Here is a 22,295-nt window from a genome sequence, read left to right as displayed (position 1 = left end):
TGCTCCGATTTTTTTGTATGGGAGAAATTATAATGAAGTTTATTCATGCGGCAGATTTACATTTGGATAGTCCGTTTTTAGGAATCAGAGAGGATGCTACCACTCCGAGTAAGCTGTGGGACATTTTGCACGAGGCTCCATTCGATTCATTAAAGAAGATTATTGATGATGCCATTTTAGATGATGTTGATTTTGTTTTGCTAGTGGGAGATTTGTTTGACAGTAGTCACCAAAGTGTCAAAGCCATTAGTTTTTTGATTAAACAGTTAGAACGATTGGATGAACATGGTATTCCTGTACTTCTTTCGTTTGGTAATCATGATTATCAAAGTGAAGGTGCTAAAAATTTCAATTTTCCGGCTAATGTTTACGTATTTCCCAAAGAAGTGACGACGCACACATTGACTCTTAAAGACGGAAGAACAGTTGCTATTACAGGTTTTAGTTACGCTACTAGGAATATTTCAGATGATATTATCTCTGGATTTCCAGAACGTTCAAACGCTGACTACCAAATTGGGATGGTTCACGGTGCTATTAAGGGTGGCAAAGACTCACAGTATGCACCGTTTACCATTAACGAAATGGAAAATTTGGGATATGATTATTGGGCATTAGGGCATATTCATAAGCGTCAGCAGTTAGGTCATCATCCTTTAATTGAATATCCGGGAAATATCCAGGGCCGTCATAAAAATGAAATGGGTGAAAAGGGGTACTTATTAGTCAGTGATGAGACTAATGGAGGTTTAAACGTTCAGTTTGAACCCACCTGTCCGCTCATTTGGTCAAATCTTTCAATGAATTTACGGGGAACTGACTCAGAAGAAGCGGTCGTTAATCAAATTATGGAGAAAATTGAGTCGAGTGATTTTTCCAAACTTAATTTATTGAGTGTGAAATTAAATATGAGCGAAGAAGCCAATTTTTCGTCAGAAGAATTGCTCGACCGGGTTAAGGAAAAGTTACAATATGATTTTGAACGATTTAATGCTTGGGTTTATGAAATTGACGTTGTTGATAATTCTGGGATGAAATTTAATGATCTAGATCAGAAATTCTGGGATGACACTAAGCATGAAGTTTATAATGAAGAAAACCTTAAAAATTTGGCGAAGAAGCTTTTTAAGCACTCTTACATTCGTGACAACTTTTTAAGTGATGAAGCCATCTCTAAATTACTTGATGAAAGTATGAATTTAATTACTAGTAAAACGAAAGGGAACGTGAAGGATGAGGATTAAAAAAGTTGAAGTATTCGGCTTTGGAAAACTTCATAATTTAACACTGAACTTTAGTGGGTTCCAGGTTATTTATGGAAGAAACGAGGCTGGAAAAACAACCCTCTTAAATTTCATTAAAGATGTTTTATTTGGCTTTCGGGACAGTCGGAGTAAGCGAGACTTCACTCCCAAAGATGACTATAAAATGGGTGGTCGTTTAACAGTTGAACAAAATGGAACTACTTATCTTGTTCAAAGAAATGAAGGTAAAAATGGTGGGTTATTAACCGTTTTTGATCAAAATAAAAATGAATTACCTGCTGGAATTTTGGATAAAATTTTAGGTCCAATCAATCGGGAATCATATGATAACCTGTTTTATTTTGGCAACGTTGATTTAAATGATATTTCGAGATTAAATCGTGAAGAATTGTCAAAACGAATCCAGCGTGTTGGGGTCGTAGGGATTGATAACTGGATTGAACTAGAGGACGAAAATCAGGAAAATGGTGGTAAGATCTATAAGCCGACTGGTAAAAAGCCTGAGTTAAACCGACTTTTAGTTGATCGAGAAAGATTGAACGCGAAAGTACATGAAGCCAGTAATGAATATCCCAAGTACCATGAATTGACCCTTCAAGCTAAAAAAGAACAAGAAAAAAAGACTCAGAATCGCAATAAAAGAAATAAATTTTCTGAGCGATTAAATCAGGTTAATCAAGATTTAGCGAACTGGGATAAATATGCTCAATTAAGACAATTACAAGACGATAAATTAGCGGTTAAACACGGCTTTTCTGAGCATGACTTTGAAACATTTCAAGACATCCAAAATAAGATTAGTAATATTCAATTAGATGTTAAGAATGATGAACAAAACATTATTGATTTTAAGAATACGCATCAGGAATCCAATTCTGATTTGAAATTTTACAATGATAATGCTGATTTAATTCGTAATTTATATTTAGAACTGGACGGCCAAATCCAACAGGTCAGACGGATTGAACAGCTTGATCATGATATCAAAACATATCAGACTCGTTTGGCTAATGATGAATTTGATGCTGGTGGAAGTGAAAGTATTCCGTTTAATGATGATGAGATTGACAAAATATCGACCTTAATAGATGAGTATCAAAATGTAAAAGCACAAATAAACTATCAGGTTCATGCGATGCCCACAAATGAGAGCGGAGATAATTCGTTATCATTAATTGCTGATACGGTTGGTCTAATAATTATTGGAATTGGAATTTTTATGGGTGGAGTAACTCTTCCTATTTTGGTGGTCATTGGGTTATTGTGTATTGGTTTTGGCATTTATCGTTATGTGCAAAAATCGAACCAACCAGTTAAAGAGGAGAATGATACTGACCATTTAAAGCGAAAATTGACTCAGATTGAGCAAGAGTTGGGTCAAATGGGAAACGAGCATCACATCCAGAGTATTCCATTTAACCAATGGACAAGTGCTTTACAAAACTCCATTAAACGACGTGACTTAGATCGTGATAGTTTACAGAATTTCATTGGAAACCAAAAGACAATGAATGAGAAGGTTGAGAGTTACCTCGATCGTTGGAATTTTGCTTCCAGTAAAATTGGTTTAAGTGATTCCGATAATGAAATGGTAGCGTTAAGTAAAATTAGACAGTTCATCTCAAATGTAAATGATCAAAAGCGAAATGCAGAACAGGTGAGCCATGAATTGAGTAGTTTAACTTCAATGGTTGATCGCCATCGTGAGCAGTTGAAAGAAGTAAGTGATCGTCTTGACCATTTCCTAAAGGAACGAAACGTTGCAAGTAGTAGTGATTTTAAAAAATTATACGATGAGCAGCGGATCGCTACGGATAAAAACAAACGTAAAGTGGAGTTAGAAAACTCACTTGATCAGACAATTGTTGAAAGATTACAAAAATACGATAATGTTAATCAGTTAAAAAACGTGATTAATGATCTTCAGAAACAAATTGGACAGTTGGACGCAGATTTTTCCGATCAATCTGATCGGTTGGCGCAACTTAACGTGCAAATTAATAACATGGAAAAAGATGGGACGCTTGATTCATTGACCCAGGAATTGGCCAGTATGGATACTAAAGTTAACGAATTGGTTCAAAAATGGTTGGTTTACCAGTTAACTAATCAGTGGATTGAAAAAGTACTCGATGCCGCTAGTAGTGGAAGAATTCCTAAAGTTAGAAAGGATGCAGCTAAATTCTTTGAAACACTAACGGACGGTCATTATAGTAAAATTGATTATAATAAGAGAAGTATTACGGTTGTTAACTCTGATGGAGTTAAGTTCAAGGTTGAGGAACTTTCAAAAGGAACCATGCAGCAGTTATACTTATCGTTGGTTTTTGCGTTAACGTTGGCTTTTAGTGATGAATATCCAATGCCAATTATGATTGATGATGGTTTTGCTGACTTTGATCACTTTAGAACTGATAAGGCAATTGAATTAATGAAAGCTTTGGCTAAAAGCACGCAGGTGATTTATTTTACGGCTGATGATCGAATTAGACACGATGTAAGTGGCGATCATTTAATTGAATTAAAGTAGTGGAGGTGGAGTCAAATGAGCAAAAAATTGAAAGAATATCAAATGGATGAAGAAATCGATGCGTTTGTATTGGTTAAGTCGGCCGATACTAGAATTGCTAAGAACGGAAAACAATTCATTTCGTTTGTTTTTGAAGATAATTCCGGAGAGATCGGTGGAAAACTTTGGGGTGCCAGTAATGAGGATGTAAAGACTTTTAAAGCTGGGCAGGTCGTTCACATTAATGGCAAACGGGAAGCTTACCAGGGAAGTCCACAAATTAAGATTAATCATCTTCGACAAACAGAATCTGGTGAACCCAGTGATCCATCTAAGTTTATGCAACATGCTCAAATGACTCGTTCCGAGATGGAAGAATATATTGGTCAGACAATTTTCGAAATTATTAATCCAACGTGGAATCGAATTGTTCGGGTACTTCTTAAAAAGCACCAGGATGAATTCTTTACTTTTCCGGCAGCTAAATCGAATCATCATGCTTATGCAGGCGGATTAGCATTTCACACCATTTCGATTTTGAAGCTGGCCAAGGAAGTCGCTAAGCTCTATCCACAAGTTAATTCTTCACTTCTGTATGCAGGTGCCATCCTTCATGATTTAGGCAAGACTACTGAGCTGTCAGGACCTGTTTCGACATCTTATACTAGTGAAGGTGATCTGTTAGGACATATCAGTATTATTGATGGGGAAATTGTTGAAGCTGCTGACCAACTAAAAATCGATCAGCATTCTGAAGATTTATTACTTCTAAGACATATGGTGCTCTCACATCATGGAATTAAGGAGTATGGATCCCCGGTTACGCCTGAATTGCTGGAAGCGCAGATTCTCCATGATTTAGATGAACTTGATGCTTCAATTAACATGATTACTGGGGCTTTAAATGATACGGAAGCAGGATCATTTAGTAAACGAATTTTTGGAATGGATCGAAATAAGTTTTATAAACCTGATAAAAAAGAAAATGGTCAGTAACTTAAAAGTTACTGACCATTTTCTTTTTATGATTGATTATTTCATTGGTTTTGGAGTTGATGTGTAATCAGCTAAGATGTTTTGTAAGTCTTTGTCTTGGATCTTTACATCTCCATCTTTAAGAACTTTTGAAACGACAGCGTGTAAGACATTACTATCGCTCATGCGTTCAGTTGCCAACTGGTCTTTTAATTCAGCTTTGTGATCCTGATATTTACCCTTGGAAGGGTGGTTGACCATTTGGATTACTTGGTATCCAGCTTTAGTTTTGACAGGTTCTTTGGTGTATTCACCATTTTTGAGTTTAAAGGCAGCATTTTTGAAGTTATTGTCAAGACTTGGATCCATATTATCGAATGGAGCCATCTTGCCGCCGTCTTTCTTGTTAGCATCAGTTGAGTACTTCTTGGCTAAGTCAGAGAATTTTTGACCGTTTTCTAAGCCAGAAATTACTTTTTCAGCGTCACCTTGATTTTTGGTGGTAATCTCATTAACGGTTACTTTAGGTTGATATTTCTTGAATTGGTTTTGCAAATCTTTGTCAGAGAAACTTGTGTTAGCAATCACAGCTTGCTTTAACAGAAGATTATCTTTGATTTGTTCTTTTAAACTTTTCTCAGTTAAACCTTGTTGACTGAGAAGGGTTTTAAATTGAGAACCATATTGTGACTTGTATTGGTTAAATTGGTCATCAACTTGAGATGATTTAACTTTATTACCATATTCTTTGTTAAGAACTTTGTTCAAAATCATAGTTTGGAGAACTGTTTTACCCTGTGGGGTCTTTTTCATACTATTGTAATATTGACTTTCTGTAATTTTACCACCACTAGTAGTAGCAACTGTTTTACTACCACAGGCAACCAGTGAAACACTTAAAAGTAATCCTGCAACTCCAACGAGCCATTTTTTCTTCATATATTAGCACATCCATTTCTTCAAAATATTAAAGTACTCAAGACATTCAGTACTCCATTTATTTTTAATATAACATATATTTGATGCAAATTAATATTTGGTCGAATAATTTAATTGAAATTAAATGTTATTTATTTCGTTAGATAAAAGATCAATTCTAGGCTTTAGCTGAAATTGGGCTTCCTGTACGTCACGATTAAGACCATCTATTATCGGTTTTGCATCATTTAAAGCTTTTGTGAATTGGTTTAAATTTTGTTTAACTGAACTAGCTGAATGAAAAATGTTTTTAAGGTCGGCAGTGGTTACGTTGTCTGTGGGATTAGACTTCCTTTTTAAAAGTAGTAGACCCGTAACAGAAACACCAACTATTATTCCGGCACTAACTAAGCAAGCGGTCTTTTTTTTCATGAGTTAATCCCCCAATTGTTTGGTAATTGAATCGGCAACTTCTTGGTATTTAGTTTCGTCATATTCTTTAGAATTATCAGAAAAGTTAATTGAAAAAGTATCATCCACACTGTAACGGGGAATTAAATGAAAGTGAGCATGTGGAACAGATTGATAAGCAATTTTCCCGTTATCATTGACAATATTCATTCCCTTGATGTTTGGGTTAGAATTTTTGACCGCACGTGCAATTTCTGGTACTTTCGCAAATACTTTACCCGCTGTAGCTGAGTCAAAATGAAAAATATCTTGAATATGTTTTTTAGGAATCACCAGAGTGTGGCCAGGAGTTGTTTGGGAAATATCTAAAAATGCAAGAATTTCGTCATCTTCATAAACTTTATAACTAGGGATTTCACCCTTGACAATTTTACAAAAAACGCAATTTGGATCGTAATCAGTCATATAAATCTCTCCCTTCAAGTTAATCCAATTATACACTAACATTACCTGCATAATAAGTGATAGCAAGCAATTATGGTATACTGATTACAATAATGAAAAGAAATGAAGGGTAAATATGAGTTTGCAAGTAGAAGACTTGACTGGTGGCTACTCTAGTGTGCCAGTCTTAAAAAATGAGACTTTTGATGTTAATGATGGCGAATTAGTTTCTTTAATTGGTTTAAATGGTGCTGGGAAGTCAACTACCATTAATCATATTATTGGACTCATGAAGCCATTTACTGGAACCGTTAAAGTCAATGGTTTGCAGATTGGTCAAAACATTGAAAAATACAAACAACAAATTGCATATATTCCGGAAATGCCAGTATTATACAAAGAATTAACTTTAAAAGAACACATTGATACTACTATCATGGCTTATAATTTGGATAAACAAGTAGCGTGGGAGAAAGCTAATCAGTTACTTAAGACTTTTCGGTTGGATAAACGACTTGATTGGTTTCCTGCCAACTTTTCAAAGGGAATGCGTCAGAAAGTGATGATTGTTTGTGCGTTCATTACTAATGCGTCGCTTTATGTAATTGATGAACCATTTTTAGGTCTCGATCCGCTCGCGGTCGATGATCTTTTGCAGTTGATTGAAGAAAAGAAGAGTAAGGGTGCCAGTATTTTAATGTCGACTCATGTTCTTGATACCGCAGAAAAGTATTGTGATCGTTTTGTGTTAATTAACAAAGGTGAGATTCAAACGGAAGGAACGATGGAACAGATTAGAAAAGAGTATCCCAATGATGGGAAGTCACTTTCAGATATTTATCTGTCTTTAGCAAGGGATGATAAAAATGAATAGGATTTTCCAAAAAAGGTTAAGCAATCATTTAATCGAAATGACTAAATACCTTAAATATGTTTTTAACGATTTTTTTGTGATTGCGATTATGTTCTTTGTGGGTGGTCTGGGCTACGCTTACTCTGGATTTTTAAAGCAATTATCAGGCAATTTATGGTGGGAGCGCCCGATTGCAATTTTGATTTTACTAGTGGTGCTTCAACTTGGTGGACTGGCAACTTTAATCAAGTCCGCTGATAAGGTTTTTATGGCCCCTAGGGAATACCAATTTGCTGGTTACTTTAAGGGAGCATTTCTCTATAGTTTGTTTATGGCATTGCTGATTGATTTAGTAACGTGGTTTGTACTAATGCCATTTTTAAGTGTTTCAATTGGTTGGACAATTTCAGAGTTAATCGGGTTGTTAATCGTAATTTTGCTTTTGAAAACCGGTTGGATGTCATATCAAGTAATCAAACTCTATTTTCAGTTAAATCGACATGTAGTATTAGCCGGTGTAACTGAGTGGGTTATCCCCCTTATTATTCTAGTATTAGCATTGTATTTTAATGTTTTTATAGCTTCACTATTAGCATTAGTTGTGGCTGCATTGTTAATGTATGTCGCTATTCTAACCAAAAATAAGATCTTAAACTGGAATTATGCAATTGAACATGAAGATTCTCGTATGAATCGGATTTATCATTTTTATAGTTTATTCACCGAAGTCCCTGAACTTTCAGGTCGGATTCACCGCAGAAAATACTTGGATCCAATTTTTAAGTTGTTAAAAAAAGATCAAGGTCACGTCTATTCGAATTTGTATCTTCGATCATTATTAAGAGACAGTGGACCAGGTTCACTATACTTTCGCTTAATAATTATTGCCGTTATTTTGGTATTGATTATTCCTAATCAAATTATTGTTTCGTTAATGACAATTATTTTTGTTTATTTAGTCGGATTTCAGTTAATCCCATTTTATGAGCATTTTGAAAGTAATGTGTTTACCCATATTTATCCGGTTAGTCAGAAGATCCAGCTGACGGATTTTCGACAGATCGTTCAAATTTTACTTTTGTTTGAATGCTTTATCCTCCTGATTGCAATGTTAATCGCCCAGATGTCGGTTCCTGTAATCTTAATAACGGTGGTGATTTGGATTGTTGAGGAATATGTCTTAACGATTCCCTATTTAAATAAAAAAGTTAAACAAATTAGAAACTGAGGTTAAATGATGAGAGTTAGAAATAAGCCCTGGGCAAATCAATTTATTTTGGATCATCCTGAATTAATTGTTGATGATCCAGAAAAATACATGGGAAAGTGGGAAACACGTTTTTCTAGAGACGCCCCAATTTATGTCGAAATTGGTTGTGGTAAAGGAAAATTTATTACTGAAATGGCAGAAAAAAATCCCAATATTAATTTTATTGGGATTGAAATTCAAAAGTCAGTAATTGCAATGGCACTAAAAAAAGTCGTAAATAGTCGTTTAGATAACGTTCAATTGATTCATACTGATGGCGGTTTTGTGAACACCATTTTTAAAAAGGGTGAGGTTTCAAAAATTTTTCTAAACTTTTCTGATCCCTGGCCAAAGAAACGACATACAAAACGGCGACTTACCTCGCCGCGTTTTCTTAAGAGTTATCAAGACGTGTTACCTGACCAAGCTAAACTGGAGTTTAAAACTGATAATCGTGGATTATTTGAGTATTCGTTGGTTAGTTTGAATAATTTTGGGATGAAGTTTGAATCCGTTAATCTTGACTTGCATGCTAGCGATGCTGCTAAAGATAATGTAGAAACTGAATATGAAGAGAAATTTAAAGAAAAGGGCCCAATCTATAAGATTGTAGCCCAATTTGTTGATTAACTAATCGACTTTGTGTTTAAAAGTTGAACGTTATCGAGGTTATTTGTGGTCAAATCGAATGTAAATCCATATGATTTAATGTCATGGTTATCATCGTCTAAAATGTTGATTCCGCCAAGGAACTGGCCATCTTCGTTTTGGTTAAAGTCGATCCAGTAACCATACAACTCACTATTATCAAACTTTTTGCTTAATGTATCGGACAAGTGACGTCTAACCCGATCTTGGTCGCGTTCTTGCTTGAATTTAATAAGTGAATACAGCGAAACTCCCGCAATTACGGATCCAGTAATAAAAGCTAGTTTGTGTTTTATGATAATAAAAAGCATCCCTTCGATTGAATTTGTTGAATTTATTATATAACATTTTTAATACGAGTGGGTTATAATATTAATGTTTAGGAGGGATACGATGGAACAATTACCAGTAATGAATCTTAACGAATTAAAGCAAAAAATTAAGCATGGAAAGTACATCCTATTTTTCTCTGCCACATGGTGTCCAGATTGTGCGTTTATCAAGCCTGCTATGCCAGAAATTGTAAAAGATTTTCCAAACTATGACTTTATTGCAGTTGATCGGGATGAAAATATCGATTTAGCTAAGGAAATGAACATTTTTGGAATTCCAAGCTTCGTTGCCTTTGATAATGGGATTGAGACTGGTCGTTTAGTTAATAAAGATCGAAAAACCAAGGAACAAGTAGAAGATTTTATTAAATCTCTTCCACAATAAATTCGGAGGTGAGCTAAATTTGATGATCGCAAGTTATAATCCAAGCCAAATGGGTGATGTTTTGGTTGTCATTCTTGGAGAAGGATTGGAACCACAGAAAATATCAAAATCAAATGATATTGTTCAGATTAAAGATAAGAAGGGACACGTAGTTGGCTATAATTTTTTCAATGCCAGTGAGATTTTAGGGAACTTAAAATCAGAGAATGGAAAAGTTGATCTTTCAAGTAACGATGTTGAAGTTTTAAATGATGCGTTGAAAGAGGCTGGGTTTAAAACTTTCTTACCTACTAGTACCGAACCAAAGTTTGTGGTTGGCTACGTTGAAAAAATGGAAGATCATCCGAAGTCTGATCATCTTCACATAACTCAAACAAAAGTCCAGAATGGGGAAATGCTGCAACTTGTTAGTGGGTCTCCCAATATGAGACCGGGAATCAAAGTTGTCGTAGCGGAAGTTGGAGCCATGATGCCAAATGGACAAATTATTTGGCCAGGAGAGCTTCGTGGGGTAAAAAGTGATGGAATGATTTGTTCTGGGAGAGAATTAGACATTCCTAATGCACCCGATAAACCAGGAGCTTTAGTTTTACCCGATTCTTATGAAGTTGGGCAACCATTTGATTTTGATAAAGCAAAAAATCTTTTTGACGAATAGTTTCTATTCGTTTTTTTATACATAATTCTTTAAGGGTGATTAAATTGGAACATTATGATGGACCGGCATTTTATCGTAAATACTTTAATGGGAAAGTTCCCTTTAAGAGTAGCGATAAAAAAATCAATGATTTTCATAGAACAACAAAAAAATCAAATCAAGAAATTATCCGTAGTGACGATTCTAATGTTAAACAATCAGCCTATCAGTCTCGTTATCAACCAAAGTATCAGAGCGGATTTCAGTTGCGATTTAAAGATGATAAAAAGCACTATGTTGAGTCCCGAAATTCCTTAGTGGAAAGAACAAAAGAATTTACTCCGCGTTCCCGTAACCAAAATAGTAATTTCTATTCCGTTCATCAGTCAGTCGGAAAACCATATCAAGATGCAGCCGTTGAATTGGAGAAGAATGATGATGATTTTGTTCTTTATCTAAATCCTAAAGATCCGACTGCCGTTCCAGCTGATGATCTAGATTTATGGGAAAATGACGTTCAACCAATTGTTAAAGAAAATGTAAATAAGAATGAAAACATTGTGGATAACTCTAAGCCTGTGGATAACTCTGAAGATGATAAAGAATCTTCAGCCAGTAAACGTGAATTAGGCCACTCGCTCGCAGATATCTTTAAAGAGGAGAGTGGCTTAGCGGCTAATCTAGCTTTGTTTAGTGATGATAGAAAAGATAATGATGATCAAAACGCATCAGGTACGGTATCAAGTAATCCCACTTTAAGTGAATCGGAGCCACAAGATAAGTTAAAAGAACCTGATGAAAGAAGCGATAACGAGAAGACGTCTTCTCCAATTGATAGTACTGATAAGCGTCAAGATGAGGAAAAAGCACTTCTTCAACCTGCTAACGAACTTACTGATTCAAAAAGTGAAACCACAACGAATCATAGGCATTTGGCCGACACTTCAAGCAATCAGGAGGGTCAGACTAATTATCAATTTCCTCGTCGTGACCTGCTTAATCCACCAATTTCGACTTCTGATGATGGTTTGAGTGAATGGATTGAAAAGCAAGTTAAAACACTTGATGATACATTAAGGGCGTTTGGGGTTCATGGTCACGTAGTCGATTGGACCGATGGACCGACCGTTACTCAATTTCAAGTTAAGTTGGAACTTGGTGTTAAAGTAAGCAAAATCACTAACCTAACTGATGATTTAAAGATGGCCCTAGCAGCCAAAGATATTAGAATCGAGGCTCCAATTCCTGGTAAGTCGACGGTTGGAATCGAGATTCCTAATCCAAAGCCTAGACCAGTGATGCTTTCAGAGATTCTAGATTCAAATGAATTTGAATCTAGTCATTCACCGTTAGAAGTAGCATTAGGGATGAGTATTGGTGGCGCTTCTAAGACTGCCGATATTCAAAAAATGCCACATGCTTTGATTGCTGGTGCAACGGGATCTGGAAAGAGTGTGTTCATAAACAGTTTGCTTGTTTCATTGTTGTATCGCAATTCGCCTCGTGATTTAAGGATGATTTTAATTGATCCTAAGGCGGTTGAATTAGCGCCATATAATGGGATTCCACATTTGTTAACTCCGGTTGTTTCAGATCCGAAAGAGGCTTCCGCTGCTTTAAAATGGGTTACTGAGGAAATGGACAACCGTTATGAGCGATTAGCTGCTGCTGGGGTAAGAAACTTAACTCAGTATAATCAAGCGGCACATAAAAATGGCCGTGATGCGGATAAGTTGCCTCAAATCCTAGTTGTGATTGATGAACTTGCTGATCTAATGATGGTTGCATCAACAGAAGTCCAAGATTATATTGTTAGGATTACACAAAAAGCTCGGGCAGCTGGGATTCACTTGATTGTTGCTACTCAAAGACCGAGCGTTGATATTGTAACTGGGACCATTAAGAATAATATTCCAACACGAATTGCCTTTATGGTGTCAAGCCAGATTGATTCAAGAACAATCATTGATCAAAGCGGAGCTGAACGACTACTTGGTAAGGGAGATATGCTTTATCTGGGTAGTGGTGCCAGTCAACCAGTGCGACTTCAGAGTGCTTTTGTTACTAACCAAGAAGTTGAGCGAGTTTGTGATCAAGTTCGAAGTCAGGAAACACCAAAGTACGAGTTTCAGCCCAAATCATTGCTTAAAAGTGCAGAACAAGCTCAACAACATGATGACTTGTGGAAATCAGTTTTGAGTTATATCGCAGACGAAGATGGAATTTCAACTTCAAAATTGCAACGAGTGTTTTCCATTGGATACAATCGTGCTGCAAGTATTATTGATGATTTGGAGCAAAATAATTTTATTTCAGGTGAGCATGGATCTAAACCGCGAGATGTTTATTTGACGAAAAATGAACTTGCTAAATTGAATATTTAAATTTTTAGATTTTCATTACTTTAATTGGTATTATTAAACCAGACAATAAAAAGGGGAATTCCAACTAAATGACTAACATAAATAAAGACACTACTTATTTTTTTGTAGGAATTAAGGGTACTGGGATGAGTGCGATGGCACTCATTCTCCATGATCGCGGTTGTAAGGTCATGGGTTCTGACATTGAAAAATATACCTTTACTCAGCAAGGATTAGAAAATGCTGGAATTAAGATTGAACCATTCAATCCTGATAATATTAAAAAGGGAATGACGATTATTAAAGGAAATTCTTTCCCTGATACGCATCCGGAGATTGAAAGAGCCGAAGAGTTAGGACTAAAAATTTATAGTTATCCTGATTTCTTGGAAGAATTAATTGAGGGGTACACGAGCATCGGAGTATGTGGTGCTCACGGAAAAACCAGTACCACTGGACTACTTTCTCACGTATTAGGCGGGATCGCACCAACTGATTATCTGATTGGTGATGGATCTGGGAAAGGAACCACTGATGCGCGTTTCTTTGTCTATGAGGCCGACGAGTATCGCCGCCATTTTCTGGCAACTTATCCGGATTATGCCATTATGACTAACATTGATTTTGATCATCCGGATTACTATACCGGAATTGAGGACGTTTTTGACGCCTTTCAAACCTTTGCGAACCAGGTTAAAAAGGCTATTTTTGCTTGGGGCGATGATCAGAATTTACGGAAGTTAAAAGCTTCAGTTCCAATTTATTACTATGGAACTAGTGATGATGACGATTTTCAGGCGGTGGATATTAAGCGAACAACTGCTGGATCGACTTTTCACGTTAAATATGACGGAAAGGACCTAGGGGAATTCAGTATTCCTTTGTATGGAGAACACAATGTCTTAAATTCTTTGGCGGTAATTGCCGTTGCATATTTTGAAGACGTTAATTTGGACGAAATCAGGCGTGAACTTCAAACTTTCAAGGGGGTTAAGCGTCGTTTTTCTCAAGTTAAAGTTGGCGATATGACAATTATTGATGATTACGCACATCATCCCTCTGAGATTAAGGCCACTTTAGATGCCGCTAGACAAGAATATCCCAATAAGGAGATCATTGCTGTTTTTCAGCCCCATACTTTTAGTCGAACGATTGCCTATCTTGATGACTTTGCTAAAACGTTAAGCAAAGCAGATAAGGTATACGTTACTAAAATTTATAGTTCTCCAAGAGAAAAGTCGGGACACGTTAAGAGCGAGGATTTGGTTAATAAAATTACCAAAGATGGTGGCTTAATTGAGGAAGAAAACATGTCTCCACTGTTGCAATATCACGATGCCGTGGTAATATTTATGGGTGCTGGAGATATTCAAAAGTACGAAAGAGCCTACGAGGAATTGTTAAGTCATTTAAGTAAGAAGGTTAATTAAAGGAGAATAAAAATGAATAATTTTGATGGAGAAAGTGGTCGTCGGGTAGTTGGCGATAATGCTGGACTCAACGCGTTTTTTACCAAAGTATATGGGATTATGGGAATTGCGGTTTTAATTTCTGCTATTTCTGCGTATTTAAGTAGTGTTTTTATGCCAAACATCAGTAGTGGAGCCTCAGGATTAGTAATTTTAATCGTTTGGTTCATAATTTCCTTTGTGATTTCGGGATTTGCACAAAGTAATCCGACGTTAAGCTTTATCGGATTATTGGTTTTCTCGGTTTTAACAGGGCTTTCACTTAGTTACATTTTCATTGCCTTTAATCTTGGTACCATTGGAGCAGCGCTAGTATCCAGTGCTAGTATTTTCTTGGTAATGAGTGCGATTGGTTTCACTACTCACAGAGATTTAACCAAGTTAAGCACGCAATTGTTTGCAGCATTAATTGCTTTAATTATTGCGATGGTAATTAACTTATTCTTGAGAAATCCATGGATTGAGTTATTTATTTCAGCCGTTGGGATCATTATTTTTACTGCGTTGAGTGCTACTGATACACAAAACTTAAAGAAAATGTACATGCAGTACTCTGGTAACATTAATGTAAACGGACTTGCAATTTCTGGTGCACTTCAGTTGTATCTTGATTTTCTAAACCTATTTACATTTCTTCTTGAGGTCTTTGGTATTTTTGGAAATAATCGAGATTAATAAAAAAACATGGTCGAATGACCATGTTTTTTTTCGCAATTGAACTGATTATAAGTGTTAAAATAATAGTAATTAATTCTAAAGGAGAATTTTATGGCAGACAAGAAATTATTATTAATTGACGGAAATTCTTTAACGTATAAAGCATTCTTTGCGTTATTTACTTCCTTGGAACGTTTTACCAATGAAGACGGATTGCACACCAGTGCGATCTATGGTTTTAATCGAATGCTAGATGACATTTTAAAGGATGTTCAGCCAACGTCAGCTCTTGCCGCTTTTGATGCAGGTAAAACAACCTTTAGAACCAAAATGTACGAAGATTATAAAGCCGGACGGGCAAAAATGCCCAACGAATTACGTGAGCAATTCCCGTTTGTAATGGATTTGCTCCATGATCGGGGAATTAAAACCTATGAATTAAAAAACTATGAAGCTGACGATATTATTGGGACGCTTTCAAAGAAAGCGGCTGATGACGGCTATCAAGTTACTATCATAACGGGAGACCGTGATCTTACCCAACTTTGTTCGGATAAAGTTACCGTTGCGATTTCGAAGAAGGGTGTGAGTGAAATTGAGAAATACACGCCAGACTTTGTAAAAGAGACGATGGGAATTACTCCTAGACAGATTATTGACGTAAAGGGTCTTCAGGGAGACAACTCGGATAACTATCCGGGTGTTGAAAAAGTTGGTCCAAAGACCGCGATCAAGTTAATTCAAAAATTTGATAGTATTGATAATCTTTATAATCATATCGATGAAGTTTCTGGTAAAAAATTGAAAGAGCATTTGATTAAGGATAAAGACCAGGCATTTTTGTCTAAAAAATTAGCCACCATTGACTGCAATGCTCCCCTCACAATTTCATTATCAGATTTAAAGTATGATGGTCCCGATAATGATAAGTTAGTTGATTTTTATAAGAAAATGAACATGAAATCCTTTTTAAAGGAAATGGAAGGATCAGAGAGTCAGTCGGCTGAGAAACTTCCAGATGTTAAATATACGATTTTAAATAAAGACAATTTAGCCGAGTTAGATCACTTGTCAGAAGATGTTGTCTTTAACATTGAAATGTTGGATGAAAATTACCATACTGCTCCATTTGTTGGTTTTGTTATTGGGGATAAGGATCATTGGTTTGTAAGTAAGGATATTGATCTTTTAGATGATCCGAAAATAAAAGGCATTTTAGAAAATCACGATATTAAAAAAAATGTTTTCGATGCTAAAGCGCAAATTGTGGCTGCCAATCGCGAACATATTCAGTTAAATAACGTTGATTTTGACATGTTATTAGCTTCATATTTACTGAATACCCTTGATAATAGTAATGACTTGGCCAAAGTGGCTAATCGGCACGGATATTATGGGGTTAAACCGGATAGTGAGGTTTATGGAACTGGAAAGAAAAAACAGCTGCCAGAAAATGATGAGACTTTTTTTGCTCACATTGTCAGGAAAGCATTGGCAATTAATGATTTAAAAGATAAAATGATTGATGATTTAAAGAAACACAATCAATTAGATTTGTACCGTAACATAGAAGTTCCATTGTCTTATGTGCTAAGTGCAATGGAGATTGAAGGAATTACGGTGGACGTAGATACCCTCGAAGCATTGAAGAGTAAATTTACTGAGCATTTATCAGAAATTGAGCAGTCGATTTATCACGAGGCTGGAGAAGAATTCAACATCGGGTCACCAAAGCAGTTAGGTGAAATCCTGTTTGATAAGTTGAAATTACCAGTTGTGAAAAAAACCAAAACAGGGTACTCTACGTCGGTTGATGTGTTAGAAAAAATTGCGGGTCTGAATCCGATTGTCGATAATGTCCTGGCGTACAGGCAACTGTCAAAATTGATTTCAACTTATATTGATGGAATCAAAAAAGACATTTATTCTCGTGATCATAAGGTTCATACCCGTTATCTGCAGACCTTAACTCAAACTGGAAGATTGTCCTCGGTTGACCCAAACCTTCAAAATATTCCAGTTCGAACTGAAGAAGGTCGCAAAATTCGTGAAGCGTTTGTTCCTCGTCATAAGGGATGGCAACTATTTTCATCGGATTATTCTCAAGTTGAATTACGTGTCTTAGCTGCCATTTCTGGAGATAAGAACATGCAGGGAGCTTTTAAAAATGGGGAAGATATTCATGCAGCGACCGCACGACGGATATTTGAACTTCCAAGCAACGAGGATGTTACTCCCGAGTTGAGAAGACAAGCAAAAGCTGTCAATTTTGGGATTGTCTATGGAATTAGTGCTTATGGACTTGCTAAAAATACTGGCATATCACGAAAACGGGCTCAAGCATTTATTGATAAATATTTCAAGGAATATCCAGGGGTCAAAAAATACACCCAAGATAGCGTTAAGTTCGCCGAAGATCATGGGTATGCCGAAACCATCATGAAACGTCGTCGCTACCTGCCGGATATTAATTCTAAGCAATTTCAGAAGCGTTCGTTTGCCGAAAGAACAGCAATGAACTCACCCATTCAAGGGAGTGCTGCCGATATTGTTAAAGTTGCAATGATCAGAATGCAAAAAGAACTTAAGAAACACGGTTTAAAGGCCACGATGTTACTGCAAATTCATGATGAACTAATCTTTGAAGCACCAAAAGAAGAGATTCCAATTTTAGAAAAATTAGTTCCAAGTGTTATGGATTCTGCGGTTGATCTGGATGTACCGCTAAAAGTTGAAAGTCATTACGGACCAAATTGGTATGATATAAAAAAATAATGGGGTGTAGGAATGCCTGAGTTACCTGAAGTTGAAACGATAAGAAGAGGGTTAACCAATCTTGTACAGGGTAAAAAGATTGTTTCCGTGGATGCTTTGTATCCAAAAATGTTGAATTTACCAGTAAAAGAATTTGAAGATTTGTTAGCTGGTAAGGATATTTTACAAATTGATCGGAGGGGTAAATACCTCTTAATCCGGCTAAGTGACGATTATACTTTAGTTTCTCACTTACGAATGGAAGGTAAATATGATGTGGTACCTGAGGGTACTGAGAATCAAAAACATACTTACGTTGTTTTTCATTTAAGCGATGGTCGAAAGCTTCGTTACAATGACACAAGAAAATTTGGAAAGATGAATTTAGTTAAGGATTCTCAGGTTTATGATTTGTCAGGATTGAATAAAATTGGACCGGAGCCAACTGAGAAAGATTTAACGTTTGATTATTTAAAGAAGCAATTGCATAAGTCTCACCGAAAAATTAAGGCATTTTTATTAGATCAATCTAACATTGCTGGGATTGGGAATATTTATGCTGATGAAAGTTTGTGGTTATCTAAGATTCATCCGGAACAGGCTACTAACTATTTAAGTGATCAGGAAATTGAAACTTTAAGGGAAAACATCATTAAAGAAATTCAGTTAGCTATCAAGGGTCATGGAACAACGGTGTTTACTTATAAAAATGCCTTTGGTGAAGAGGGCAGCTTTCAAAATCATCTTCATGTTTATGGTAAAAAGGGACAACCGTGTGAGCGTTGTGGAACTACTATTGAAAAAATCAAGGTTGCACAAAGAGGTACTAGTTTCTGTCCTCATTGTCAAAAAGTTCATGGTGATCTAAGTGAGTAAAGTTATTGGATTAACCGGTGGAATTGCAACCGGCAAATCGGCTGCAAGTGATTATTTAGTTACTTTAGGGGTTTCTACATTAGACCTAGATTCCATCACACATGAATTGGAACAAGATAATCATGAGTTAATTCACCAAATTAGTGAGCAGTTTGGCAGTTTAGTGATTAAAAGTAACGGGCAAATTGATCGAGGTGTTTTGGGTAAGATTGTTTTTTCAAATCGTGATGGTATGAAAAAGTTAGTCCAAATTGTTAACCCATACCTTTTTCGTGAAGTTAATACTCGGCTAAACAAGTTACACGATCAACGTTTAGTGATGTTAAATGCTCCCACCCTTTTTGAAAATGGATTTCAGATTTTAACTGATGCCAATCTGATGGTTACGTGTGATCCAGTTGTTCAGCTGCAACGGTTAGTTAGAAGAAATGATATTTCAATAAGTCGAGCTAGTAAAATGATTGGTGCTCAATGGGCACAACCAATAAAGGCACGACTGTCTGATTGGTGTATTGATAACTCTGGCACTTTCGATCAATTGAAGTCGTCGGTTAAAGATTGGTATGATTTAGTAAGTGTTATGTAATTAGTGAAGGTGAAAAAATGCAATGTCCACGATGTCATCATATCGGTTCAAAGGTTTTAGAAAGTCGTCGGGTCAAAGATGGTGAAAGTATTCGTCGAAGACGGGAATGTGAAGAATGTGGATTTCGGTTTACGACGTTTGAAGTGATTGAATCAAGCCCCTTGTTAGTTGTAAAAAAGAACGGTGATCGAGAAGAATTTAATCGTTCTAAGATTTTGCGTGGAATTGTCAGATCATCTGAAAAGCGTCCAGTTTCGATGGAACAGATGAACCATATTGTTGATAAGGTTGAAAAAATAGCTTATGACGCTGATGATGGCAGCCATGAAGTGGCTAGCCAAACTATTGGTGAGGGTGTTATGAAAGGACTAAAAGAAGTTGACGAAATTGCTTACATTCGGTTTGCAAGTGTTTACCGCCAATTTAAGGATATGTCAGTCTTTTATAATAAACTCAAAGAATTAATGGATGATGAAGACGAAAATAATGAGGATAAGAATAAAGAATGATCAACGGAATTAATCCTAAAACTGATTTTAAAGTTTATCGATCACAGCCCATTAGTGATGTTGAACGTCATTATGTCGATTTGTTGTACATGCCCGTCATTGGTAAAAATGCATATGCCTTATACAATTGTTTATGGTTAATTGATGATGAGAAACACGTTAATTTTGAATTAATGTCTGATCTTAGCATTGATGCCAAAGAACTAGATGATTCACTTATGAAACTTGAAGGATCCGGTTTGCTTAAGACGTATGTTGATCATTCTTTTGAAATCGACTTGTATGAGTATCAACTTTTACTGCCACTTAATCCTGACCAATTCTTTAGTGATAGTCTTTTGAGTCTGTTATTACTTGAAATGGTTGGTGAAGATCGCTATTTACAACTTTCAGATGAACTCTTACCAGAACATTTTGATTTTAGTGGGTTAGATGATCAAACTCGTAATTTCCTGCAAGTATTTTCAGTTAATAATGAGAAAGTAAATGACCAACCAAGTGTAATCAAGGCAGTTCGACACAAGACTAATGTAAAAAAAGATTCCTTTGATGATAAGCTTTCAAACGATCAGTTTGACTTTAAGCTATTGATGAATATTTTGGATAAGTCCTTTGTTGAAAATGAAAGTGTTAAAAAGTATGAGACACTCTTTAGTAACACCAACCGATTATATGGAATTGGTGAACTTGAGATGGCACAATACATTGAGAAGGCCAGTAACTTGGTTAACAATCGTTTTGACCCTAAAAAGTTTAAGATATTAATTTCTAGACGAAATCAAATAAAGGCTCCAGCAGAAAATCAATCCAATCAAAACCATGTCCACGAGGCAGACAAGTTACAAAGTAAGCTAACGGCCAAGGAACAGCAATTGGCCCAAATTGCTGATTCTTCCGCTCCAGTAGAATTTCTTGATTCTTTAAAGAGTGAAAAAGGTGGTTTTACTACTTCCGCTGAAGAAAGGATTCTATCTGAACTTATTAATCGCAACACTTTAAGTAATGGAGTTATCAATATCCTTGTTTATCACATCTTGATTGACGAGGGTAAACCTACCATTAATAAAAATTTAATTGACACCATTGCAAATGATTGGGCGCAAAGAAAAATTAATAGTGCATCGAAAGCGATTGACGATATTAAGCACCGTCAGGAACAGGTTACTGAAAGTAAAAACAATCGACAAAGAAGATACCGAAGACGTACAAATGTCAAAGAAACATTGCCTGACTGGGCTAAGGAAAATAAAAGTCGGGGTAATGAAAAAATTTCGACTACTCAGCGAAAACGAATTGCTGAGAAATTAAATTCATTAAATAAAAAGTCTGGGGATGAGTAATCATGAAGAATGTTAGTGATGAGATGAGCCAATTGATGAAAAAGAAAAATTTGAATCATAATTACCAACAGTTAATGAATTCGGTTTATTCTGATCCAGACGTTAAACAATTTTTAAGTGACAATGAGAGTGAGTTAAGTGATGATGTTGTGAAACGGTCGGCATCAAAACTGTATGAATTTGTCAATGAAAAGAAAAAGTTGGAAGAGGGAAACGCTAACTTTGCTAAGGGATACCAACCAACCTTGGTTTTAAGTGACCATTTGATTGACGTTTCGTACGAACCTACGCAAGCGTTGTTAAACAAGCAGAAGCGAGAACAATTTGCGTCACGCATTAAGTCCATTTCAATGCCCAAAGAAATTAAATCGGCAAATTTAAGTGACTATGAACAGACAGCTGAACGAGCTCAAGCTTTGGAAGGAGCACTTGATTTTATTGGTTCATATGAAAATAATCCTCAGCATTTTCAGAAGGGGTTGTACCTATACGGTCCCTTTGGCGTAGGTAAAACTTATTTACTTGGAGCAATTGCCAATCGTTTGGCCTCTGACGGTTATAGTTCGGTTTTGATTCATTTTCCAAGTTTTGCCGTTGAAATTAAAAATGCAATTGGAAACAATCAAGTTGGCGGTAAGCTGGATGAAATGAAAACTGCTCCAATTTTGATGATTGACGATATTGGAGCAGACTCAATGTCATCTTGGATCAGAGACGACATTCTTGGGGTTGTTTTAGAGTATCGAATGCAAAATGAGCTTCCCACCTTTTTTAGTTCTAACTTTTCCATGGATCAATTGGAACAAGAGCATTTAAAGATTAATGCTCAGGGAGATGTGGAACCACTTAAAGCTAAGCGATTGATGGAACGAATTAAATTTTTAGCAAAGCCCATTGAACTTGATGGTAGGAATCGCAGGAATAAATAATGATTATTCTTGACATGTAACAGGTCGTTGTTTAGACTGTTAATTGTTAAGGACATGAGTGATTACGAATTTCACAGAGAGGATAGGTTTTCTGGAAACTATCTGTTTGGAGTAACTTACTTACCACCTTTATTAAATGACATTAATAAATAGGTTTTAAACGAGATGTCCAAATAAATGGACGAA

The 22,295-nt window shown here is 36.1% G+C and carries 21 protein-coding genes; 17 read left to right on the top strand and 4 right to left on the bottom strand.

What is annotated here, in order from left to right; all coding sequences use genetic code 11:
- The first annotated feature begins 32 nt into the window (after positions 1-32).
- From AC6UD6_RS03765 to AC6UD6_RS03755, 3 genes are read left to right on the top strand one after another with little or no spacing between them, the layout of a single operon-like run.
- Positions 33-1,244, top strand: a complete 1,212-nt coding sequence (locus AC6UD6_RS03765; RefSeq protein WP_500693644.1) for a metallophosphoesterase family protein — start codon at positions 33-35, stop codon at positions 1,242-1,244.
- A complete protein-coding gene (locus tag AC6UD6_RS03760) occupies positions 1,234-3,795 on the top strand; it encodes an AAA family ATPase (protein ID WP_500695729.1) in 2,562 nt (853 codons plus the stop codon). The genes AC6UD6_RS03765 and AC6UD6_RS03760 overlap by 11 nt, the downstream gene beginning before the upstream one ends.
- A 15-nt stretch (positions 3,796-3,810) precedes the next feature.
- Positions 3,811-4,770: a 3'-5' exoribonuclease YhaM family protein gene (locus AC6UD6_RS03755; protein WP_500695728.1), complete on the top strand. Its 960-nt coding sequence runs from the start codon at positions 3,811-3,813 to the stop codon at positions 4,768-4,770.
- A gap of 36 nt (positions 4,771-4,806) precedes the next feature.
- On the opposite strand, the gene AC6UD6_RS03750 is transcribed toward AC6UD6_RS03755, so the two are convergent.
- The 3 genes from AC6UD6_RS03750 to AC6UD6_RS03740 form a co-directional block, all read right to left on the bottom strand.
- Positions 4,807-5,688: a peptidylprolyl isomerase gene (locus AC6UD6_RS03750; RefSeq protein WP_500695727.1), complete on the bottom strand. Its 882-nt coding sequence runs from the start codon at positions 5,686-5,688 to the stop codon at positions 4,807-4,809.
- Between the two features lie 120 nt (positions 5,689-5,808).
- Positions 5,809-6,099 (bottom strand): hypothetical protein, encoded by a 291-nt coding sequence (locus AC6UD6_RS03745; RefSeq protein ID WP_500693648.1) that lies wholly within the window; start codon positions 6,097-6,099, stop codon positions 5,809-5,811.
- Positions 6,100-6,102: 3 nt separating this feature from the next.
- Complete coding sequence (locus tag AC6UD6_RS03740; RefSeq protein WP_500695726.1) at positions 6,103-6,543, bottom strand: HIT family protein; 441 nt, start codon at positions 6,541-6,543, stop codon at positions 6,103-6,105.
- Between the two features lie 115 nt (positions 6,544-6,658).
- Here AC6UD6_RS03740 and AC6UD6_RS03735 point away from each other — a divergent pair, with 115 nt between their 5' ends.
- Genes AC6UD6_RS03735 through trmB form a run of 3 tightly spaced genes read left to right on the top strand, consistent with a single transcriptional unit; the run spans position 6,659 to position 9,254 of the window.
- A complete protein-coding gene (locus AC6UD6_RS03735) occupies positions 6,659-7,396 on the top strand; it encodes an ABC transporter ATP-binding protein (protein WP_500695725.1) in 738 nt (245 codons plus the stop codon).
- The gene (locus AC6UD6_RS03730) at positions 7,389-8,603 is read left to right on the top strand and encodes an ABC transporter permease (protein WP_500695724.1); all 1,215 of its coding nucleotides are present in this window, start codon (positions 7,389-7,391) and stop codon (positions 8,601-8,603) included. The genes AC6UD6_RS03735 and AC6UD6_RS03730 overlap by 8 nt, the downstream gene beginning before the upstream one ends.
- Positions 8,604-8,612: 9 nt before the next feature.
- The gene (gene trmB, locus AC6UD6_RS03725) at positions 8,613-9,254 is read left to right on the top strand and encodes a tRNA (guanosine(46)-N7)-methyltransferase TrmB (protein ID WP_500695723.1); all 642 of its coding nucleotides are present in this window, start codon (positions 8,613-8,615) and stop codon (positions 9,252-9,254) included.
- Here the strand turns inward: trmB and AC6UD6_RS03720 are convergent.
- Positions 9,251-9,583: a hypothetical protein gene (locus AC6UD6_RS03720; protein WP_500693653.1), complete on the bottom strand. Its 333-nt coding sequence runs from the start codon at positions 9,581-9,583 to the stop codon at positions 9,251-9,253. The two genes, trmB and AC6UD6_RS03720, sit on opposite strands and share 4 nt — an antisense overlap.
- An 82-nt stretch (positions 9,584-9,665) precedes the next feature.
- Between AC6UD6_RS03720 and AC6UD6_RS03715 the strand changes: the two genes are divergently transcribed.
- The 11 genes from AC6UD6_RS03715 to dnaI all read left to right on the top strand — a co-directional run bounded on the left by AC6UD6_RS03715 (position 9,666) and on the right by dnaI (position 22,109).
- On the top strand, positions 9,666-9,989 hold the full coding sequence (locus AC6UD6_RS03715; RefSeq protein WP_500695722.1) for a thioredoxin family protein: 324 nt from the start codon (positions 9,666-9,668) through the stop codon (positions 9,987-9,989).
- A gap of 19 nt (positions 9,990-10,008) precedes the next feature.
- Entirely contained in the window at positions 10,009-10,647 is a 639-nt protein-coding gene (gene ytpR, locus AC6UD6_RS03710) for a YtpR family tRNA-binding protein (protein WP_500695721.1), read from the top strand.
- Between the two features lie 44 nt (positions 10,648-10,691).
- Entirely contained in the window at positions 10,692-13,010 is a 2,319-nt protein-coding gene (locus AC6UD6_RS03705; protein ID WP_500695720.1) for a DNA translocase FtsK, read from the top strand.
- Between the two features lie 77 nt (positions 13,011-13,087).
- Complete coding sequence (murC, locus tag AC6UD6_RS03700; RefSeq protein ID WP_500693956.1) at positions 13,088-14,419, top strand: UDP-N-acetylmuramate--L-alanine ligase; 1,332 nt, start codon at positions 13,088-13,090, stop codon at positions 14,417-14,419.
- Positions 14,420-14,431: 12 nt separating this feature from the next.
- Positions 14,432-15,133: a Bax inhibitor-1/YccA family protein gene (locus AC6UD6_RS03695; RefSeq protein ID WP_500693657.1), complete on the top strand. Its 702-nt coding sequence runs from the start codon at positions 14,432-14,434 to the stop codon at positions 15,131-15,133.
- A 93-nt stretch (positions 15,134-15,226) separates the two neighbouring features.
- Entirely contained in the window at positions 15,227-17,890 is a 2,664-nt protein-coding gene (gene polA / locus AC6UD6_RS03690; protein ID WP_500695719.1) for a DNA polymerase I, read from the top strand.
- A gap of 12 nt (positions 17,891-17,902) precedes the next feature.
- Positions 17,903-18,745, top strand: coding sequence for a DNA-formamidopyrimidine glycosylase (gene mutM / locus AC6UD6_RS03685; protein ID WP_500695718.1), 843 nt, complete (start codon positions 17,903-17,905; stop codon positions 18,743-18,745).
- The gene (gene coaE / locus AC6UD6_RS03680) at positions 18,738-19,331 is read left to right on the top strand and encodes a dephospho-CoA kinase (RefSeq protein ID WP_500695717.1); all 594 of its coding nucleotides are present in this window, start codon (positions 18,738-18,740) and stop codon (positions 19,329-19,331) included. The genes mutM and coaE overlap by 8 nt, the downstream gene beginning before the upstream one ends.
- Positions 19,332-19,348: 17 nt before the next feature.
- Positions 19,349-19,840, top strand: a complete 492-nt coding sequence (gene nrdR, locus AC6UD6_RS03675) for a transcriptional regulator NrdR (protein ID WP_500693661.1) — start codon at positions 19,349-19,351, stop codon at positions 19,838-19,840.
- Complete coding sequence (locus AC6UD6_RS03670) at positions 19,837-21,180, top strand: DnaD domain protein (RefSeq protein ID WP_500695716.1); 1,344 nt, start codon at positions 19,837-19,839, stop codon at positions 21,178-21,180. The genes nrdR and AC6UD6_RS03670 overlap by 4 nt, the downstream gene beginning before the upstream one ends.
- 2 nt (positions 21,181-21,182) lie before the next feature.
- Positions 21,183-22,109 (top strand): primosomal protein DnaI, encoded by a 927-nt coding sequence (gene dnaI, locus AC6UD6_RS03665; RefSeq protein WP_500695715.1) that lies wholly within the window; start codon positions 21,183-21,185, stop codon positions 22,107-22,109.
- Positions 22,110-22,295: the final 186 nt, after the last annotated feature.

The organism is Fructilactobacillus sp. X8R2C1 (assembly GCF_059900955.1).
This window is presented reverse-complemented; position numbering and strand designations above follow the sequence as displayed.